The following is an 18190-nucleotide window of genomic DNA, read 5'->3' as shown; positions in this document are numbered from 1 at the left end:
CGTCACAGCCTTGTGGCTTACCAGCAGCAGTACTTCAGCAACCGAACAAGAAGAGAATGCGCTGCAGCAAGAGTCCGCTGTTGCGGTGGAAGTTTCCCGTCCATTCGTAAAAACGCTCGCCACCAATCTTCCCTATCTGGGTACGGTAGCGGGAACAAAAGACGGGTTCCTCTCTTTTAGAACAGGCGGGACGCTCAATGCCATTCAGGTCGAGGAGGGAGACAGTGTACAGAAAGGACAGCTGCTTGCAACGGTTTCGGTTCCGGAGTTCGATGCCCAGTACGAGCGCGCAAAAAGTGAATTTGACAAAGCCGAATCCTCAAAGGTTTTCTGGGAGCGGGAAGTAGCGACTGACAGCACGCTTTACAAAGAGGGCGCTATTTCACAAACGGCTTTCAATAAGACCGCTTTTAACTACGAACAGGCTGTGAGCAGCTTTAACGCAGCACAGGCAGCTCTACGAGAAGTGCAGGAGCGTAAAAAGCAGACCCGGATGCGAGCTCCCGCAGACGGCAAAATAGGATCAATCGAGATTCGCGAAGGCAGTAACGTAGGGCCCCGCCAGCCGATCTTCTTTTTCCATCAGGGGGAAAAGATTATTTATGCCGATATCCTGGAGCAGGATATCCGGAAAGGCATCCAAAAGGAAACGCCCGTAACGATGACACTTGACAACGGGGAAACCGCGATCGGAAAGGTGGAACGGATCGATTCACAAGCCAAGCCGCCTTTCAGAAGTGTACGAGCATTTATTGCTTTCCCCGACCCAGCAATTGGCGATCGCCCTTCCGGGGCGGGTGTTTCACTCACGTTTGTAATCAACGAGCAGAAAAATGCCCTGTTGGTACCCGTATCGTCGGTAGATTTAAGAGAAAACTCACCGCGTGTTTTCAAAGTCAGCGATCAGCAGAAAGCCGAAGCAATCCCCGTTGAACTGGGTATACAGCAAGGCGACTACCAACAGGTTCGCGGCTCTGTTCGCTCATCAGATAAAATTATCAGTTCCGGAATTGGTAACGTGGAATCCGGTGACCGTGTGGAAATCATCCGAGACATAACATCGAATGAATAACTATTTACAAATATCAATTTTATGAACTGGGCAGGATTTTCAATAAATAACAGGTACACTATGTATGCGCTGGCACTTGCCATTCTGGTATTTGGCGCACAGTCGTACTTCACGCTTCCCATATCCCTGTTTCCTGATACTTCTCCCCCGATCGTTACCATTCTCACACAATATCCCGGAGCTACCGCCCTGGATGTAGCCGAAAAAGTATCGGAAGATATGGAAGAGGAAGTAGCTGCCCTCGACGGCATAGCCAAAGTAACATCCAGCTCGCAGGATGGCCTTTCGATGGTAACGGCGGAATTTCAATATGATGTAAGCGTCGATTTGGCCGCGGTGGATGTTCAGAATGCGGTCAGCCGCATTCGGGGAAGCCTGCCGGAATCAATCAGTGAGCCTCGCATCCTCAAAGTCAGTTCAAGCGACAAGCCGGTGGTTACGCTTGGCGTGAGTGCTCAAGACGGTGATCTCCGAAAAGTCCGACAGATAGCCGATGACGAAATAGCCCCTGCATTACAGCGTCTGCGGGGCGTTGCATCGGTTGATATTTTTGGAGGCTATCGTCGTCAGATTAACATATCGATTGATCGCGACCGCATGGAAGCGGCAAACCTGACGCTAAGCGTCATCAGCCGGGCCGTAGAAACCGCGAATATTTCGAGACCGCTGGGCAGTATCGACAACAGCAGGCGCGAGGTACTGCTTCGTTTTGACGAGTCACTGACTACCGCCCAAGAGCTGCAAAACATCCCTGTAAAAAATGAGAACAATCAGCGGCTGCTTATCGGAGATATTGGCCAAGTGGAAGACGGGGTAGCTGATCCCAAAAGTGCATTTTTGGCAAATGGAACAGAGGTGGTAGCCGTACAGGTGCTGCAGCAGGACGATGCCAATACCGTAGAGGTAGTAGATCGTGTTACCGCCGAGCTGCCGGAACTCAGGCAGCAATACCCCGACTTAAAATTTGAAGTTGCTACGGAAGAGGCTTCTTTTACCGAGCAGGTTACCAATAATATGGCCTCATCCATCGCGCTGGCTCTGTTTTTGGCCTCGCTGATTATTTTCGCCTTTCTGGAAAGCTTTCGCCGTGCTATTATTGTAAGTATTGCTATGCCTATGAGTTTTCTGCTGACTTTTGCCCTAATGAAACTCAACGGTATGGAGCTCGATCTGGTAACCCTGTCGGCTATTATCCTGGCAGTCGGTATGGTGGTAGACGGAGCGGTCGTGGTTATCGAAAATATCAGCCGGCACTACGATGAAGAAAATCTAACCGCCAAACAGGCCGCTGTCGAAGGAACGGGCGAAGTCTTTTTTGCCGTACTGGTTGGCGTTGCCACTACGGTGATCGTACTTATTCCCTTTCAGTTTTTAACCGGATTTGTAGGCAAAGTTTTCGGGCCGCTGTCGCTTACGATGATTTTTGCTTTTGGCGCTTCCATCCTGATGGCTCTAACACTCATCCCGCTGCTGTTCTTCCTGTTTGAGCGAAACAAAACCCAGACCGGATCACGGATCAAGAAGTACATTGCTTATTTTAATCGCAGCATGGACAAACTGCGGGACGGTTATTTAATGCTGCTGGATTGGTCGCTGAAACACCGCGCCATCCTGTTAGCCACCACGCTCATCATATTTATCGGAAGCATGGCTCTGCTGGCGATGAGAGGAATGGAAGTACTTCCGAAGCTGGATTCCGGATCATTCTTTATCTCGATGGAAGCAGAAGCGGGCAGCTCTTTTGAACAGACTAAATCAATCGTACGAGATATTGAGGATTTGCTTAATGGAGATCCGGACGTTATTAACTACACCTCCCAAATCGGTTTTGAGCCCGATGCCAAATTTTTAGGCGATGCGGGAGCCATGGGCGTCCAACAGGCTTTTATTACCGTTGAACTGGTTTCTCGCAAAGAGCGGGCCCGTTCCATCTGGGATATCGAGGATCAGCTGCGGGACAAAATAAATCGTATTCCGGGTATCCGTACGGCCGTGCTCAAAGAGATGGGAGGTACCGCCAAAAGCACAACCTCGGCACCCATTGATGTGCGCATTTCGGGCCCTGATCTGAATCAACTTAACATGCTGGCCAAAGAGGTGGCTGATCGGGTACGTACCGTAGAGGGAGCAGTAAACGTCTATCGGCAGTGGACCCTCGAACGTCCCGAAGTGCAGTTTACCGTCGATCGGCTGAACACTGCTTATTATAACTTGACGCCCGGCTATATAGCACAGGAAACCTTTGCCGCCGTGGACGGACTCCCGGTGACCCGGCTGGATGCTCCCGACGGCACAGACCCGGATATTGTGGTTCGGTATGATTCTACCAACCGAAGGGTGCTTGATGATGTACTGCAAACCAGGCTAAAACCCGGGCTGTCCCTCTCATCCGTTGCCCAAACCGATGTGGAACTGGCCCCCAACCTGATTACTCGTGAAAACCTAATTCGTACGGCTGATGTGCTTGGCTTTACTTATGACCGCGCCTTCAGTCATGTTATCGCTGATATTGAAAAAGTAATTGCAGATATGGACGTACCAAATGGTTACGAACTACAGGTAACGGGAGAAAATTCCGATCTGCAGGAATCCCGGTCACAAATGCTTTCGGCCCTGCTGGCCGCTCTCATTGCGGTTTACCTTCTGATGGTTGCCCAGTTTCGGTCATTTATCCACCCGTTTACCGTAATGCTTGCCGTACCCCTTGTTGCAGTGGGAGCCGCGGTGGCCTTAATCATTACCGGTAAGGTTATCTCCATGTCGGTCCTAATCGGCTTTATACTGCTGATTGGCATTGCTGTGAACAACTCAGTGATTCTTATTGATTTTATTCTGCACCAGATGGAGGGGGAAAGCCGGGAAGAGATCGTAAAAAAATCGGTTGCCGTCCGGTTTCGTCCCATTATGATGACAACGTTTTCAACGGTGATCGGCATGCTTCCACTGGCCCTTGAGCTGGCGCTGGGCGCCGAACGGTTTTCGCCCATGGCTATCGTTATCATTGGCGGACTTACGGCTTCAAGCCTGTTAACGATGATTGTAGTACCGGTATTCTATACGGTAATCGATGATTTAACAATAAAGTTGAGCTTAAACAAACAGTCCTAAATGCTACAACGGTTTTCCCACTATCCCTAACCAAGATAAATCCCAAGTGTTCCCGGTTGATAGCCGGGGACGTTTCTTATTCATCCTCAAATATAATTCAATGATGTTTAACGCTATCAAAATCTCCATTTTTATATTCATGGGATTTATTATGCTGAATTTACCAGTGTATGCCCAACAATCCCATGATCCGGCAATTGAAAGAACAATTCCCGATTTAACCTTTGAAACCGTTGAAGACAACAATATTACCCCAGTTCGATGCACCATGTGGTGAGCTTTATTCTATAATAGCCGACAAAAACTTCAGCATCGTCGATCGGTCAGTAATTACTGCTGATTCTCGGCAAATCGAAAGTAAGCTTGACCTTATAGAGCAAATAACAACTGCCCAATAAAAAATAGAACGCCTGTTACGGCTTCAGCATGCCTAAAACAGCCTGTACCGTTTCGTTGATAACCTGCTCCGGCTCAAGGGATGTTATATTTCGTTGCATAAAGATGATGCTGCGCTGCACCATTCCGACAATCCAGGCAACCGCAATGGTGGATTCGGTAAACTGGAAAAGTTCCTGCTCACGTCCGGCCCGCAGGGTATCAGCAAACACATCTTTAGGCAGCGGTTTTGCCAGTAAATCCTGCGTAATAATTTCATCACGGTGATTGGCTATCATGATGTATGAAAATTCGAGCTTGTGCTCAAGCGAAAATTCAAAAATGGTGCGGATTAATCTTTCGATCTGTTGTCTGGGATCAGACAGGTCCTGCACTGATTCTTTGAGCGAATTCCTGAATTTTGTGGCACAGTTTAAAAAAATAGTCCGCGCAAGGTCATTTTTGCTTTTAAAATGCCGATAGATATTTCCCTCGGCGGTATCTGCCTCTTCGGCAATGGAACGAATGGAAGTCGCATCAATGCCGTCAGCTACAAACAGTTTTAATGCAGCCTCTTGTATCGCTTCTTTTTTGGTAGTTGCCAATGGATCGTGAGTTCAGTTAACGTTTAAGTGAGCGATCGCTCACAATATACAAAATTTTTATGCGTACATAATTATATTGGACGATTTTATTAAAAAAATACCATCGTGTACAGTGTTTAACACGCTCGCATTTTTAATAACAAAAGAAAATCGGTATTTTAAGACAAATTACTCTTTTAAGGGAGTTGCATGCTTCAAAAGTTAAAAAACATATCGTCAGTTGTATTGCTCTCTTTCTTTGGAACATGGGTGCTGCAAAGTATGTCTCCGCTGCTGGTGCTGCAGCCGGACTTACATCATGACGGGGAAGTCATGGTCTGCAGTATGGATGGAGATTGCGGCTCCTCCTGTTCTTTGGACGGCAAGAAATCATGCAGCTGTAACCATACCGCCTCAAACGATGACTCCAATAATGCAATGCTTTGCGGCTGCAATCATCACGGGGATGATCCGGTGGGCACAAAAGCCCCATTTCAGATAAAAGCCCCGCTGGTTTCGGCTTTGGAGGGGATTACTTTTTCTCCGAAATCCATTCTTCCAGCCTCTGAACAGACCCCCTTTTTTATTTTTACGGATGATATTTTCCATCCGCCCCGCCTCAACGCATGATCAACTTTTTTCTTAATTAATCTTCGTATTCCGTCTGTATCGCAGTGTGGTAATGCTATTGCTATAGCTGTATCCGTTTGTGATACGGAAGAAACAAAATATATCAGAATCATGCGTTTACAAAAAAAGTTTTCTTTGACATTCGTACTATTCCTTCTTTTGGCCCTGTCACCTTCCGCCTGGGCGCAACATACCTTTACCGGTATAATTTTAGATGAGTCAACCGGCGCTCCGCTGACCGGTGCTCACGTGCACTCAACCGAAGGTGATATAACCACCGCAACAGATGTAAACGGCGAATTCAGTCTTACCGCCGATGCTGACGAACTTACCCTTCGCATCACGTTTGTAGGGTATAAAACAAAAACCACAACCCTTTTGGCTGAGGAAATCACAGAAGAACCCGCCGTAATTGCTTTGCGAAAGTCTACAGAGGCCATGAGCCCCGTTACCGTGCTGGTTCGCAAGGCTTCCAACCGGCCGCATCAATTTATGGATGCGAATTCGACGGTCAACCTTTCGCACGATGCGGGACAATTTCTGAAAGATTCGCCCAATATTTCGGGTATTCGCAAAGGAGGTGGGTTCGGCGTTGACCCCGTACTGCGCGGTTTTCAGAAGAACCAGCTGATGGTTGAAATGGACGGAGTGCTTCAGTCGCAGGGTGCCTGCCCAAACCGCATGGATCCTCCCACCTCGCACATCCAGATGGAGCATATCGAGGAGGTGGAAATCCTGAAAGGTCCCTACGCCCTAAAGCACGGACCTTCGTTTGGCGGTGTAATTAATTTCAAATCGCAACAGCCGGATTATTACCGCGATCCCGTACTGTCGAGTTATGTTACGGTCGGCTATGAAAGTAATATCGACCGGCAGCGATATGCCGGCGGCATTAAAAAAGAGGGAGGGCGCTGGACGACTAGTGTATACGGGGCTTTTGCATCTACAGAAAATTATGAGGATGGTTCGGGGAATAACGTCAGCTCCGGCATGTCCAATGCCGAGTATACGGTGGAAACATCGGTACAGTTAAATGATGCGAACGCTATTAAAGCCAAGTTGAGCCAAAATTTTGCGCGGGATGTCCAATATCCGGCACTGATGATGGATATGCGAAACGATGACATTACGAATACTACACTGATGTACACAAACAGTGATTTGGGCAAGGGGCGGTTGCAGAGCTCGGTATTCGTCTCTCATGTCGAGCACCTAATGGACAACCTTGACCGGGAGATGTCGAGCATGACAGAAGCCGTTACCGATCTGTCCACCGAAACCTACGGCTATGATCTTTCTTATGTGCTCCCTGGCGCAGCCGGCAGCTGGACCCTGGGAACTGATGCCACGCTGCGTTATATGGAAGGTTTCCGGACCCGCGATTTTATAATGGGTTCCATGGCCGGTGAAACAGTCACAGACAACGTCTGGCAGGGCGGCAAACGCAATCGTTTTGGCGGCGTAGTGGAATATCAGCCGAATATCGCCGATTGGAATGTAGTATTGGCTTCCCGGTTCGATTATTATTACTCCAACGCCAGCGATCCCGATCCTTATTTCGGAGGAAATTTGGAGGATCTTGATCAGGAGCACCCGGGCTGGAGCGTCAGTGCCGGATTCACCAAAGATCTTCATTCCAACTGGACTACCGGCTTTTGGATGGGGCGTTCGGAGCGCTATCCCGGCATGGATGAACTGTTTGTCAACTATCTGGCAATCGGCATGGACCCTTACGAGTATGTGGGTAATCCGCAGCTGAAATCCGAGTTGAACCGCCAGGTGGATGCGATGCTCATCTACACGGACAAGTCTATCAGTGCAGAAGGATCGCTGTTTTACAGCTATTTGACTGACTATATCAGTGCGGAAGTTCGCCCTGATCTGAATCCGAAGCAGCAGGGCGCGCCGGGCGTCAGGCAGTTTGTGAATGTGGATGAAGCTGTCTTGTACGGCTTTGAGTTGACCCTGAAAAATAACGGGCGAAACGATCTGGGCTACAACCTGTCCACAGCTTATACCATCGGCCGGAATTTAACGGCAAATGAAGCCCTGCCCCAGATTCCCGCCTACGAGGCTAACCTTAAGGTGGATTATGGCTTTCTCAATGGCAAGCTGATTCCCCGGCTGCACCTGCGGGGTGTAGCTGCGCAAACCCGCGTGGCCGGATCGTTTGACGAGCAGCCGACGGATGGGTACCTAATCACAAACGTTAAGCTGAGCTCTCAGTTGGGCCGCGGCATGCAACTTTCAGCCGGTGTTAACAACCTGTTCGGCGTAACTTATCACGAGCACCTGAACAGAAGCCTGCAAGGGTCAACGAGGCCCCTCAACGATCCCGGGCGAAGTCTGTTTGTGGAGCTGAAATGGAAGGGGGTTTTGTCATCACTGTAAAATCAAAAATCTATATTCAAAGGGGATACCTTGTACGTATCCCCTTTTATCATTATTGATTCCAGGTTCAATAAGCGAGCCGCACTATTTGGCGCACTGCCTTTCTGTTCTTTGCAGCTCCTGTTTTCAGCACCTCTTTGAAACATTATACCTGCAGATATTCCCAATAGCGGATGTTCCAGGCACCAGAATAATGACTTGGTAAATTGTGGATTGACTACTGTTTTTTATCCTTCAGCTTCATCACCTTCACCTTCCACTCTTTGGGCATCGTTTCCAGGTACTCCCACTGGAACGGTTCCTCGTTTTCGGCCTCCATCTGGTAATAGAGCGGCTTGGGATCGTGGTCATTAATAAAGACAAACGCTTCGCCGGGATTCAGCTCTTCAAAAGCGTCAAAGACCATATCGTGTCGTTTTGCCGGAGCATGCGGGCGCACGTCAAATGAATTGACGATCGAAACATCTTCAAGGGCGGGATCGGTTTCTTCTTTTTTGGTTACATGGATCACGTATTCGCCCGGCCGGTCTTTTTTATAGGACCAGGTATACTCACCGTTGAATTTTTTCCTAAATATTTTTCGGATTTCTCCCGGGTCCTTCTCGGAGATAATTTCCATCGTATCCCCTTTCAGCATCATCCCGTAGCGATGGAAAACGGCATATTTCCAGTCCCCTGGATCTACCTTTCGTAAATCCATAAGCGTTGAAATATCTTCGAATTCACGTCCCTGTGATTCTTCTGTACGCGTTACGCGGACTTTCCATTCCTGTCCGCCGCGTTGCAGGTATTCCCAGCCGACGACATCGCCATATATCGATCGAAATTCGTAATAGAGCGGTTTGGGATCGTGATCATTGATAAAGACAAAGCTTTCTCCAGCCGGCAGTTCCCTAAAGAGCTTCAGCAGTTTTTCGTGTCGTTTAATTGGTATCAGTGAACGTACATCCAGTACTTGTGTTGGGCTTGTTGTGTTGCTCATGGTTCTATTTTATATGGCTTTGACTATTAAACCTTGTTGTTGAACACTTCATCAGGTTTTCAATCGCAGGTATCTAAAAATTCTTTCAAGACGGTCGCATGATTATGCGTTTCATCCCTGGCGGCATACAGCAGTGTTACCCGCTGCTCTTCCGCTATGTTGAGCAAGCGATCCACCACTTCTTCTTTCCGGCTTAACTCACCTTTGTAACGATCCGAAAACTCATCAAATTTGTCGGGATCGTGATCAAACCACTTACGCAATTTAGTGGATGGTGCAATTTCTTTGAGCCACTCATCCAGTTGGGCATCCTCTTTGGAAACACCGCGTGGCCAGAGTCGATCCACTAGCACGCGATATCCATCTGCCTGCGAAGGATCTTCGTAAATGCGTTTGATTTGTAATTGAATGATAAAAGTTATCCTATCTAAAATATTAAACCACGCCCTGGTGTAACATCGCATCCGCCACTTTGATAAAACCGGCGATATTGGCCCCCTGGACATAATTGATATAGCCGTTGCCGGTGTCTCCGTAGGCGACGCAGGAGTCGTGGATCTCCTTCATGATATCCTGAAGCTTACTATCTACTTCCTTGCGCAACCACTGGATTCGCATCTCATTTTGGGTCATTTCCAGTCCCGATACCGCAACGCCGCCGGCATTGGCGGCCTTGCCGGGGCCAAAAAGAATCTCGCTGTCCAGAAATATTTTTATCGCTTCGCGCTGCGCCGGTTTGTTGGCTCCTTCGGCAACGCATTCACATCCATTTTCAACGAGCGCTGTGGCATCGTCGGCGTTAATTTCATTTTGAGTAGCACAGGGCAGGGCCACATCACAGGACAGATTCCAGGGCTTTCCGTTTTCTATATACCTGACCTCATATTTGCGGGCATACTCGCGAATGCGTCCCCGTTCCACATTTTTAAGATGCATTACGTATTTCAACTTATCTTCGTCAATACCATCCGGGTCGTGAATCGTCCCGTCAGAGTCGGAAAGTGAGATAACTTTGGCGCCCAGCTGCACAGCCTTTTCGGCCGCATACTGCGCTACATTCCCGGAACCGGATATCGTTACGGTTTTTCCTTCCAGCGTTTCGCTGCGCGAGGCATACATTTCCCGGACAAAGTAGACTGTTCCATAGCCCGTGGCTTCCGGTCGCAATTTACTCCCGCCCCACTCCAGTGCTTTTCCGGTCAAAACACCGGTATACTCATTCTGCAGCCGCTTGTACTGGCCGAACAGGTAGCCGATCTCTCTTTTTCCAACGCCGATATCCCCGGCCGGCACGTCGGTATTGTGACCGATATGGCGATACAGCTCGGTCATAAAGGATTGACAAAAACGCATAATCTCGCTATCCGATTTTCCCTTGGGATCAAAATTCGCCCCGCCTTTGGCGCCCCCCATTGGCATGGTTGTCAGGCTGTTTTTGAAAATCTGTTCGAAGGCCAAAAACTTTAGAATATCGAGGTTCACAGATGGGTGAAATCGCAGCCCTCCCTTGTACGGGCCGATGGCCGAATTGAATTCCACCCGGTACCCGCGGTTTACATACACTTCGCCCTCATCATCGGTCCAGGGCACACGGAACATAATAATACGTTCAGGTTCAGTTATTCGATCTAAAATATTCGCACGAAAATAGGTCGGGTGATTCTTAAGCGTATCCCAAACCGATTCGAGGACTTCCTGCACGACCTCGTGAAATTCTTTTTCCCCCGGATTTTTTGCTTTTAATTTTTTCATGAAGGAATCTATGGAATAGGTCCCTGGATGATTATGACTGGATCCTTTTTTAGTATGATTTTTCATTATTCAACAATTATATATTTAATAAAACATGAATCGGCAGTTGAATATATATTAAATACTATTGTCATTAAAAAATACATTATTCCGGGTCATAACGGGATGTTATAGGTGCAGGAGTAATCTCCCTCGGCGATATAAGTGGTTCGTTCTGCATTTTCATTGAATAATTTCTTATAGAACAGTTCTTCCAGTTTGCAGGGAAGGCGGGTCTCCTTTACAACTTCACTAAAGGGACAATTACACTCTTTGACCGTCAGGGTATCTGCTTCCTCATCCATATGGTATTCCGGCATAAATCCCTCTTTGTCCAGCATGTCCATCAAAATCTGTACTCGCACTTCCGGTTTATCGGCCGGAGCATCGGCTATTTTTTTTCTTGTGTTTATTAGCCGGTCTTCCCAAAATGTTTCAAAAAAATCTTCAACGGTTTCTTCTTTTCCCTGGGATTTCAGATAGCTGATCATTTCGCGGATCAGGGCCGACTCGGAAGAGGGAAACAGACTGTTTCCCCTGGAGGTAAGCTGATAATGCAGGCTGGGGCGACCCCGGCCGGACCGCACATAGTCGCGCTCCACATAACCGTCCCGCTCGAGTTGCAACAGATGCTCGCGAAGTGTTGTTTTCGCCAGTTCGAGTTGTTCTACGGCGTCATCCATAGAGAGCGTGCCTGTTCGCTTAATAAGGTCGAGGAGTTCTTTTTTAGAGCCGCTGATCATAACGAGATGTTTAAATTGAAATTACAGGCAAAACATTATATTCTATCCAGTTTTTGTTGGATAATTGGAACAATAATCTCTTTTTCCACTTTGAACTGCTTTTTAAGCTGTTCTTCAAGCATCTTGAAATGCTGGTTCAGAATGCGAAACGTGGCGCAGGCTCCTTCGGGGTTTTCAAACTGGTGGCCTTTTTCGCGAAGTACATTCATCAACCGCAGCAATCTCCGCTGATCTTTCTCCACAATATGGATGCTCTGCTCCAGCTTTCGGATAGTTCCATTCAAAAGCTGTTGTCCCGGTTCGTCAAGCTTCTCAGCAAGGGGAAAGAGCTTCATGCTTTCGAATTTAAAATAGAGCTCGAGGTCCCCGCTGAACCTTTTGAAATGCTCACGCATGTGTTTTAGCCGTGGATATTGATTACCATGCACTTTGGCAACTCTCGGGAAAGTGCCGTCAATCTTATTCAGAAGATCAATATTGAATGGATGAAATACTTCGATTATATACTCCCACCATTTCGACAGGTTCGTACTACGTTCAGGTTCATCCGGCCGGAGATCGTCAGGATCGGGGGCGTCAGGAGCGAGGGTTTGTTTCTTGATCCAGTGCAGTACTTCCGACTCATTCCATTGGCGCTGCTGGCATACGGCCCGCAGTGTTTCATTGCTGTGGGCGGACGGTTCCAGCCCGATAGACGTTAACAGTTCATTGACTTGCCGGTGGGCTGAGGTAATCTGGGAGAGGGTGGCATCAGGCGTCAGGCTATCCAGCGATTGTTTGGTCTTTTTCATGTTCTTGTGATAACGTTGTCGGTTTTTCACTGCATAGGTAAAATACCGATGATTATAGTACAAGTCAATAAAAAAGGTTAAAACCGTTTTTATAGTTGAAATTGATTTTCGGGACTCCTACCTTAAGGCCAAGCAATTGGAACTCATGATCATTCAGGCTTTATGGCTTACGTAGTAACGGATCCCTGCATACAGTGCAAACACACCAACTGCGCTGCGGTCTGTCCGGTCGATGCTTTTCGAGAGGGACCCAATTTCCTGGTGATAGACCCTTTTGAATGCATTGACTGTGACGCATGTGTGGCTGAATGCCCGGAAGAGGCGATCTTCCCAGACGATGAAGTGCCCCTGGAATGGGAGGATTATATCGACTTAAATGATCGCCTTTCTGAAGAATGGGATGACCATGTCATCAACGAAGCAAAGGAACCGCTGCCCGAAGTTGACGAATGGAGCGGCCGTGAGAACAAGCGCGAACACCTGATCGAAAGCTGGGAAGAAGAAACAGTGTAATGGTTATAGGTTATTCGTTATTGGGTCAAACATATAAGAATTGACAAATATCAAATAACTATTATCAAATAACGAAATTCTGAAACAATGCCTGATACGATAGAAAAAATCGACGTACGTAAAATAGCCCCTCATAAAAAGCATTCCACTATTTTTGATACCTATGATGCCCTGGAGGAGGGCGAAACCTTTATGATAATCAACGATCATGATCCCAAACCGCTGGGCTACCAGATGGCGGCCGTACATGGGGAGGAAAACTTCAGCTGGGAATACCTGGAAGAAGGTCCCGACGTATGGAAAGTGCGGATTGGCAAAGTGGAAAATTAAACTAAAGGTATGAACAGCAAGACTCCCTCCATAGATCGGCGCAGGATAGTCCGGCAGCTCCGCGATGTTATCGACCCCGAACTGGGCGTCAATATTGTTGATCTCGGTCTGGTTTACAACATTTTGTCCGGCGATGGCAAAGTGATTGTGGAATATACCACCACCACGCCGGGCTGTCCCATGCGCCGTTACCTTCAACAGCAAATTGAGGAGGCCCTGAGCTCCATCGCAGCCATCGAGGAGTACGAGACAAAGTTGGTCTGGGAGCCGGACTGGACGGTGGATATGATTGACAGGGAGGTTGAATTCTTTGCGCACCCCCCGCCTCGGGCCCAGATGTCGTGATTTAAATTTTGCAATGTGTTACGTAAATATCTGCAATAATTAGTTATTAATGACATTCCGCAAGGCTTCAGCTTCAACATATATATTGGTAAGCCTGCTCATAGTAGCAGCGATCGGCTTGTTGACCGGACTGCACGCAGGCTTGGTTCGGCTGGGATTCCTGGCAGGGACTGCTTCCGCTATTTCTCCCATGGCCCACGGTCCGCTCATGGTCAACGGATTCCTGGGGACCCTTATCGGGCTGGAACGGGCGGCCGCGCTGGAGAAAATGTGGGCGTATATGGCCCCGGTGTTGCTGGGTATTTCCACCATCCTGGTCCTTTCGGGTTTTATGGTCCCAGCGAAGCTGTTGTTTATCGCCGGATCTTTTTTCCTGCTGGCGATCATGCTCTACCTCTATAACATGCAGCCGGTAGCTCATCATCTTATCATGGCGCTGGGGGCGGCCGCCCTGTTGGTCGGAAACATCCTTTTCCTGTTTGATCCGCCTATTTTCAACCTCGTGGCCTGGTGGGCGGGGTTTCCTCTGCTGACCATCTTCGGGGAGCGGTTGGAACTCAATCGTATCATGCGCCCCCCTAAACGCGCTCAACACCTGTTCGTGGCCCTTATCGTCATCTGGATCGCCGCCACAGCCTTTTCTCATATCAACCGCCCGATTGGATGGGCCGGGGCCTCTGTTTCCCTCATCGCACAGGCCGGCTGGCTTTTTAAATATGATGTGGCCCGCCGCACCATCAGATCGGTGGAGTGGACCCGCTACAGCGCCATCAGCTTGCTGACCGGCTACGGCTGGCTGGTGTTGGCGGGACTCTTTAGCCTCTGGCAGGGCTTTCCCACGGCGGGACCCATGTACGACGCCCTGCTGCACATGATATTCGTGGGCTTTGTATTCAGCATGATTTTTGCCCATGCCTCGGTCATCATTCCATCGCTTTCCGGGAAGCTGGTCCCTTATCATCCTTACTTTTACGGGCCACTGCTGCTCTTACACGGATTCTTGCTGATACGGGTGGTGGGCGATCTGTTTTGGCTGCCGGCCATCAGGAAAACAGGCAGCTATGGGAACGTGGCGGCCATCCTCCTGTTCCTGGGCGGCATCCTTTTCTTTCTGTTGCGGGATGGCCTCCGGAAACGACGCCAATTTTCCATGAATCAAAACAAACAAGCGTAACTCCATAATGATTATAACCGTTTGCATCCATGAATGAACCATCTGCTGTATTTTCCGTTCAACGTTACCTGACGGTCGAAAAGGAAAAGGTTTTAGCCAGAGGGACAGGCCGGGGCCCCACGCCGCAGATGTCAATAAGGGAGGCACCCTTTATCGCACAAGTTGTCACCAGTCGAACGGGGAGGGTGTGCCCGGTGCTTTTCCCGCTCTGGGGGGTGATCCCGTGGTGACGGACGAAGATCCCATCCGGCTCACTGAAGTTATCCTCTTTGGCATGGAAGGGGAAACGATCGAAGGGGTGGAGTACTCCGTTATCATGCCCCCGTTTGCAGAGCAGCTTTCAGATGAGGAAGTGGCGGCAATTGTTAGCCATAAACGCACAAGCTGGGGGAATGACGTCTCAATCGTTTCAGTAGAAGAAGTAGAAAAAGTACGAAATAAAGGAAATTAAATTCTGTTGAAATACCTTATAACTAACACATAATGACTAACTAAAATACCTCGTATTATGCCTACAAAAAAAGCAAATGCACAATGGAATGGCAATCTGAAGAGTGGAAAGGGGACGATGGAGCTGGAAAGCGGTTCTTATAAAGGGAACTATACCTTCGCTTCGCGGTTTGAAGATGGTAAGGGGTCCAATCCCGAAGAGCTGATTGGAGCCGCACACGCCGGTTGTTTTTCGATGGCTCTTTCCAATGAACTGGACGAAGCAGGTTATGAACCGAAATCGGTCAAAACCAAAGCCGAAGTAACATTGGACGGCAACAAGGGTGAGATCACCGGGATCAAGCTTATTACCCATGCGGAAGTTTCGGATATTGATGAAGATACCTTCCGGGAGATTGCCGAAGGGGCCAAAGGAGGCTGCCCTGTTTCCAAGGCACTGGCAGCGACCAATATTACACTCGAAGCAACTTTAAATTAACTACGTTTTGTATTGATTAGAACCTTATATTTAGGGTTCTAATCGAATTTAAAACTATTAAACTATATACCAACCATTATGCGATACCTAACTTATCTATTGCCTCTCATGTTTTTTATCACCACGGCATGCGGCGGCGGTTCAGGCGACCAGCAGCAACAGCAAGCTGATGAGACCACCACAGAAGCCCAAAGTAGCACGGCGGATCAGTCCGGTGATGTCCGTACCATTGAAATGATCGGCATTGACCAGATGAAGTTTACGGTGGAAAGTGACGAAGACGGTATTTCTACCGGCGGAGAATCCGGCGATTACCTGCTGCTTGAAAGTATATCAGCCGAACCCGGAGAAGAAATCCGTATTGTCCTCACTACCGAAAGCGATCTTCCGGCCACGGCTATGGCCCATAACTTTGTGCTGTTAACATTGTCGGCTGATGTCAACGCTTTTGTCAATGCCGCCTCACAGGCCAAGGATAACGACTATATCCCCGCTGATATGTCCGATCAAATCCTTGCCCAGACAGAATTGGCGGGTGGAGGTGAAACCGTGGAAGTTACATTCACGGCACCTGAAGAAACCGGAGAATATGAGTATATCTGTTCTTTCCCCGGGCACTATGCAGCCGGCATGCGGGGGACATTAAACGTTGAATAAGATTTCAACATTTACATGTAATTGATCTGAATTTATAAAAAGGCAGCTGGTTACCAGCTGCCTTTTTTATTGAGGAGAGGGTTTTCAAAACCTGTTCTGCTATGCTGAACCCCGCAGTGCGGCCGGGGAGGCACTTCTCTGGTTTTCCCCGCTAAGGCGTTTCAGAGGCTGTTAACGTCATTTTGTGAAACCGGTCCGGCCCCGGGGACCCGGGAAAGTGGTTCAGGAATACACAGGTTGTGAAAATTCTTACAGAAAGAATATGAGTCCCCTAATTTAGTTTATGAACTGAAATGTACCACTTGTCCGTATTTATCCACTTGCTATCTGCGGTTTTCTGGATCGGAGGTATGCTCTTTACAGCCGGCGTACTGGTCCCCGCCTCACGACACGCCTTGCTGAAAAAGAAGAAGGGAGCTTTCTTTGCTTTGGTTGGCCGTAAATTCAGCCGCATTTCATGGATTCTGTTTATTATTCTTATAGTTACGGGAATTACGAATTTGCTAACGCGTGGATATACCCCGGAACAGCTGCTGACTGCTTCTTTCTGGGTTGATGTTTTTGGAGGCAGGCTGTTTATCAAATTACAACTGTTTGCCGCGGTCCTGATGATAAGCGGGATCCACGACTTCTATGCGGGTCCCAAAGCTGCGGAGCTGATGGACGAACAACCGGATAGTGATCGAGCGAAAAGCATGCGAATGCTCTCGCGCTGGCTGGGACGGCTTAACCTGCTTTTGGGACTGGCTGTTCTCTATTTCGCCCTGCGGCTGCTGCGTGGCTGACGCCAATACAGCCCGAAGGCTGTATAATCAACTTTTTTTATTTACTTCAATAAAGCAGAACGAAGCCATCTATAGGTATAATTATTATAGGTACAATTATATTTGCAAACTACTTATTTAAGGCCTTTCAATCCGTTAACTTCAAACCATAGCGATGTTACATCAAATTCTGCAAACCGATGATGCAAAAACAACTATCCTGATTCGCCTGATGGTTGGATCCGTTTTTCTATCGGAAGGCATCCAAAAGTTTCTGTACGCGGCCCAACGGGGGATGGGACGTTTCGAGAGTATGGGCTTTCCGGCTCCGGAATTCTTCGGATATTTTGTAGGAGTGTTTGAAATTCTTGCCGGTCTACTCATCCTGGCAGGGCTTTTTACCCGCATCGGGGCATTAACCACTTTTTTCATTATGACGGTTGCCATCATTGTAACCAAAATTCCCATTGCTTTCGGGGAAAGCTTTGGTCCGTTTGTTCTGAGAGATCTCAGCACCTATGGATTCTGGAGCATGGCTCACGAAATGCGCACCGACTGGGCTATGTGGCTGGGCAGTCTGTTTCTGGTGATAGAAGGAGGTGGAAAGTGGTCGCTTGATTTAGAATTGTTTTTAACCGAAGAAAAGAAGCTGTAATCGACGAACGTAAGCGCGCGATTAAAATATCCGGCACCATCCTGAAGGCTAATGTATATTCTAATTTCTTAATTAAAAAATACATGTTATAGTTGGCTCGATCCAAGTAGTATTCGCCTGTGATACCAACAGTACTACACTAAATAGATGATCAGGACTGAGCGTTTATTTCAATATGTCAGGAAAGAATTAAACTACAGTATCATGATTACGAATTAGAAAGAAATTATACTTTTGTCCTTGAACGGCTTGAAAGCCATTGTATAGAATAGCGAAATCGATTACATGCTGGGACGTTATAACCACTACAATATCATGTATCCAAACAATATGAATGAGCGTCAGAATATGGTAATT

19 protein-coding genes are annotated in these 18190 nt (G+C 48.0%); 13 read left to right on the top strand and 6 right to left on the bottom strand.

Annotation, left to right across the window (positions count from 1 at the left end; all coding sequences use genetic code 11):
* Positions 1 to 1072: efflux RND transporter periplasmic adaptor subunit (locus tag ACESLU_RS04235; protein WP_372635597.1), on the top strand; the 1072-nt coding region annotated here is incomplete at its 5' end.
* 21 nt (positions 1073 to 1093) lie between these two features.
* A complete protein-coding gene (locus tag ACESLU_RS04230; protein ID WP_372635594.1) occupies positions 1094 to 4180 on the top strand; it encodes an efflux RND transporter permease subunit in 3087 nt (1028 codons plus the stop codon).
* Between the two features lie 413 nt (positions 4181 to 4593).
* On the opposite strand, the gene ACESLU_RS04225 is transcribed toward ACESLU_RS04230, so the two are convergent.
* Positions 4594 to 5160 carry a TetR/AcrR family transcriptional regulator gene (locus ACESLU_RS04225; RefSeq protein WP_372635591.1) on the bottom strand — a complete coding sequence of 189 codons (567 nt, stop codon included), beginning with the start codon at positions 5158 to 5160 and terminating at the stop codon, positions 4594 to 4596.
* 189 nt (positions 5161 to 5349) lie between these two features.
* Here ACESLU_RS04225 and ACESLU_RS04220 point away from each other — a divergent pair, with 189 nt between their 5' ends.
* Both ACESLU_RS04220 and ACESLU_RS04215 read left to right on the top strand, forming a co-directional pair.
* Positions 5350 to 5769: a hypothetical protein gene (locus tag ACESLU_RS04220; protein ID WP_372635589.1), complete on the top strand. Its 420-nt coding sequence runs from the start codon at positions 5350 to 5352 to the stop codon at positions 5767 to 5769.
* Positions 5770 to 5880: 111 nt separating this feature from the next.
* On the top strand, positions 5881 to 8160 hold the full coding sequence (locus ACESLU_RS04215) for a TonB-dependent receptor domain-containing protein (protein ID WP_372635586.1): 2280 nt from the start codon (positions 5881 to 5883) through the stop codon (positions 8158 to 8160).
* A 217-nt stretch (positions 8161 to 8377) separates the two neighbouring features.
* Here ACESLU_RS04215 and ACESLU_RS04210 read toward each other — a convergent pair whose 3' ends face one another.
* From ACESLU_RS04210 to ACESLU_RS04190, 5 genes are all read right to left on the bottom strand, one after another.
* On the bottom strand, positions 8378 to 9142 hold the full coding sequence (locus ACESLU_RS04210; protein WP_372635583.1) for a DUF2249 domain-containing protein: 765 nt from the start codon (positions 9140 to 9142) through the stop codon (positions 8378 to 8380).
* Positions 9143 to 9201: 59 nt separating this feature from the next.
* Positions 9202 to 9606: a DUF488 domain-containing protein gene (locus tag ACESLU_RS04205; RefSeq protein ID WP_372635580.1), complete on the bottom strand. Its 405-nt coding sequence runs from the start codon at positions 9604 to 9606 to the stop codon at positions 9202 to 9204.
* Complete coding sequence (gene gdhA / locus ACESLU_RS04200) at positions 9578 to 10960, bottom strand: NADP-specific glutamate dehydrogenase (protein ID WP_372635577.1); 1383 nt, start codon at positions 10958 to 10960, stop codon at positions 9578 to 9580. Before gdhA ends, ACESLU_RS04205 begins: the two co-directional genes overlap by 29 nt.
* An 89-nt stretch (positions 10961 to 11049) precedes the next feature.
* Positions 11050 to 11676 (bottom strand): helix-turn-helix transcriptional regulator, encoded by a 627-nt coding sequence (locus tag ACESLU_RS04195; RefSeq protein ID WP_372635575.1) that lies wholly within the window; start codon positions 11674 to 11676, stop codon positions 11050 to 11052.
* A 35-nt stretch (positions 11677 to 11711) separates the two neighbouring features.
* A complete protein-coding gene (locus tag ACESLU_RS04190; protein ID WP_372635573.1) occupies positions 11712 to 12467 on the bottom strand; it encodes a hypothetical protein in 756 nt (251 codons plus the stop codon).
* 162 nt (positions 12468 to 12629) lie between these two features.
* Between ACESLU_RS04190 and ACESLU_RS04185 the strand changes: the two genes are divergently transcribed.
* The 9 genes from ACESLU_RS04185 (at position 12630) to ACESLU_RS04145 (ending at position 17833) form a co-directional block, all read left to right on the top strand.
* Entirely contained in the window at positions 12630 to 12980 is a 351-nt protein-coding gene (locus ACESLU_RS04185; RefSeq protein WP_372635570.1) for a ferredoxin family protein, read from the top strand.
* Positions 12981 to 13067: 87 nt separating this feature from the next.
* Positions 13068 to 13310, top strand: coding sequence for a DUF2249 domain-containing protein (locus ACESLU_RS04180; RefSeq protein ID WP_372635568.1), 243 nt, complete (start codon positions 13068 to 13070; stop codon positions 13308 to 13310).
* A gap of 9 nt (positions 13311 to 13319) precedes the next feature.
* Positions 13320 to 13655: a metal-sulfur cluster assembly factor gene (locus ACESLU_RS04175; RefSeq protein WP_372635565.1), complete on the top strand. Its 336-nt coding sequence runs from the start codon at positions 13320 to 13322 to the stop codon at positions 13653 to 13655.
* A 49-nt stretch (positions 13656 to 13704) separates the two neighbouring features.
* Positions 13705 to 14829 (top strand): hypothetical protein, encoded by a 1125-nt coding sequence (locus ACESLU_RS04170; protein ID WP_372635562.1) that lies wholly within the window; start codon positions 13705 to 13707, stop codon positions 14827 to 14829.
* 40 nt (positions 14830 to 14869) lie between these two features.
* A complete protein-coding gene (locus ACESLU_RS04165) occupies positions 14870 to 15280 on the top strand; it encodes a cytochrome c (RefSeq protein WP_372635599.1) in 411 nt (136 codons plus the stop codon).
* A gap of 57 nt (positions 15281 to 15337) precedes the next feature.
* Positions 15338 to 15757, top strand: coding sequence for an OsmC family protein (locus tag ACESLU_RS04160; RefSeq protein ID WP_372635560.1), 420 nt, complete (start codon positions 15338 to 15340; stop codon positions 15755 to 15757).
* A gap of 78 nt (positions 15758 to 15835) precedes the next feature.
* Positions 15836 to 16414: a plastocyanin/azurin family copper-binding protein gene (locus ACESLU_RS04155; RefSeq protein WP_372635557.1), complete on the top strand. Its 579-nt coding sequence runs from the start codon at positions 15836 to 15838 to the stop codon at positions 16412 to 16414.
* Positions 16415 to 16707: 293 nt separating this feature from the next.
* The gene (locus ACESLU_RS04150; protein WP_372635555.1) at positions 16708 to 17199 is read left to right on the top strand and encodes a DUF4149 domain-containing protein; all 492 of its coding nucleotides are present in this window, start codon (positions 16708 to 16710) and stop codon (positions 17197 to 17199) included.
* Positions 17200 to 17353: 154 nt separating this feature from the next.
* Positions 17354 to 17833: a DoxX family protein gene (locus ACESLU_RS04145; RefSeq protein ID WP_372635552.1), complete on the top strand. Its 480-nt coding sequence runs from the start codon at positions 17354 to 17356 to the stop codon at positions 17831 to 17833.
* The last annotated feature ends 357 nt before the right edge of the window (positions 17834 to 18190 follow it).

It is taken from the genome of Fodinibius sp., from assembly GCF_041642155.1.
Lineage (GTDB): Bacteria > Bacteroidota > Rhodothermia > Balneolales > Balneolaceae > Fodinibius.
The sequence above is the reverse complement of the archived record's forward strand: the minus strand, read 5'-3'. Positions and strand labels throughout refer to the sequence as shown.

What these genes read in the sequence shown, in the direction of transcription:
- ACESLU_RS04230 (WP_372635594.1), top strand. Translation starts at nt 1,094, where the DNA reads ATGAACTGGGCAGGATTTTCAATAAATAACAGGTACACTATGTATGCG.
- ACESLU_RS04220 (WP_372635589.1), top strand. Translation starts at nt 5,350, where the DNA reads ATGCTTCAAAAGTTAAAAAACATATCGTCAGTTGTATTGCTCTCTTTC.
- ACESLU_RS04215 (WP_372635586.1), top strand. Translation starts at nt 5,881, where the DNA reads ATGCGTTTACAAAAAAAGTTTTCTTTGACATTCGTACTATTCCTTCTT.
- ACESLU_RS04210 (WP_372635583.1), bottom strand. Translation starts at nt 9,142, where the DNA reads ATGAGCAACACAACAAGCCCAACACAAGTACTGGATGTACGTTCACTG.
- ACESLU_RS04205 (WP_372635580.1), bottom strand. Translation starts at nt 9,606, where the DNA reads ATGCGATGTTACACCAGGGCGTGGTTTAATATTTTAGATAGGATAACT.
- gdhA (WP_372635577.1), bottom strand. Translation starts at nt 10,960, where the DNA reads ATGAAAAATCATACTAAAAAAGGATCCAGTCATAATCATCCAGGGACC.
- ACESLU_RS04195 (WP_372635575.1), bottom strand. Translation starts at nt 11,676, where the DNA reads ATGATCAGCGGCTCTAAAAAAGAACTCCTCGACCTTATTAAGCGAACA.
- ACESLU_RS04190 (WP_372635573.1), bottom strand. Translation starts at nt 12,467, where the DNA reads ATGAAAAAGACCAAACAATCGCTGGATAGCCTGACGCCTGATGCCACC.
- ACESLU_RS04185 (WP_372635570.1), top strand. Translation starts at nt 12,630, where the DNA reads ATGGCTTACGTAGTAACGGATCCCTGCATACAGTGCAAACACACCAAC.
- ACESLU_RS04180 (WP_372635568.1), top strand. Translation starts at nt 13,068, where the DNA reads ATGCCTGATACGATAGAAAAAATCGACGTACGTAAAATAGCCCCTCAT.
- ACESLU_RS04175 (WP_372635565.1), top strand. Translation starts at nt 13,320, where the DNA reads ATGAACAGCAAGACTCCCTCCATAGATCGGCGCAGGATAGTCCGGCAG.
- ACESLU_RS04170 (WP_372635562.1), top strand. Translation starts at nt 13,705, where the DNA reads ATGACATTCCGCAAGGCTTCAGCTTCAACATATATATTGGTAAGCCTG.
- ACESLU_RS04160 (WP_372635560.1), top strand. Translation starts at nt 15,338, where the DNA reads ATGCCTACAAAAAAAGCAAATGCACAATGGAATGGCAATCTGAAGAGT.
- ACESLU_RS04155 (WP_372635557.1), top strand. Translation starts at nt 15,836, where the DNA reads ATGCGATACCTAACTTATCTATTGCCTCTCATGTTTTTTATCACCACG.
- ACESLU_RS04150 (WP_372635555.1), top strand. Translation starts at nt 16,708, where the DNA reads ATGTACCACTTGTCCGTATTTATCCACTTGCTATCTGCGGTTTTCTGG.
- ACESLU_RS04145 (WP_372635552.1), top strand. Translation starts at nt 17,354, where the DNA reads ATGTTACATCAAATTCTGCAAACCGATGATGCAAAAACAACTATCCTG.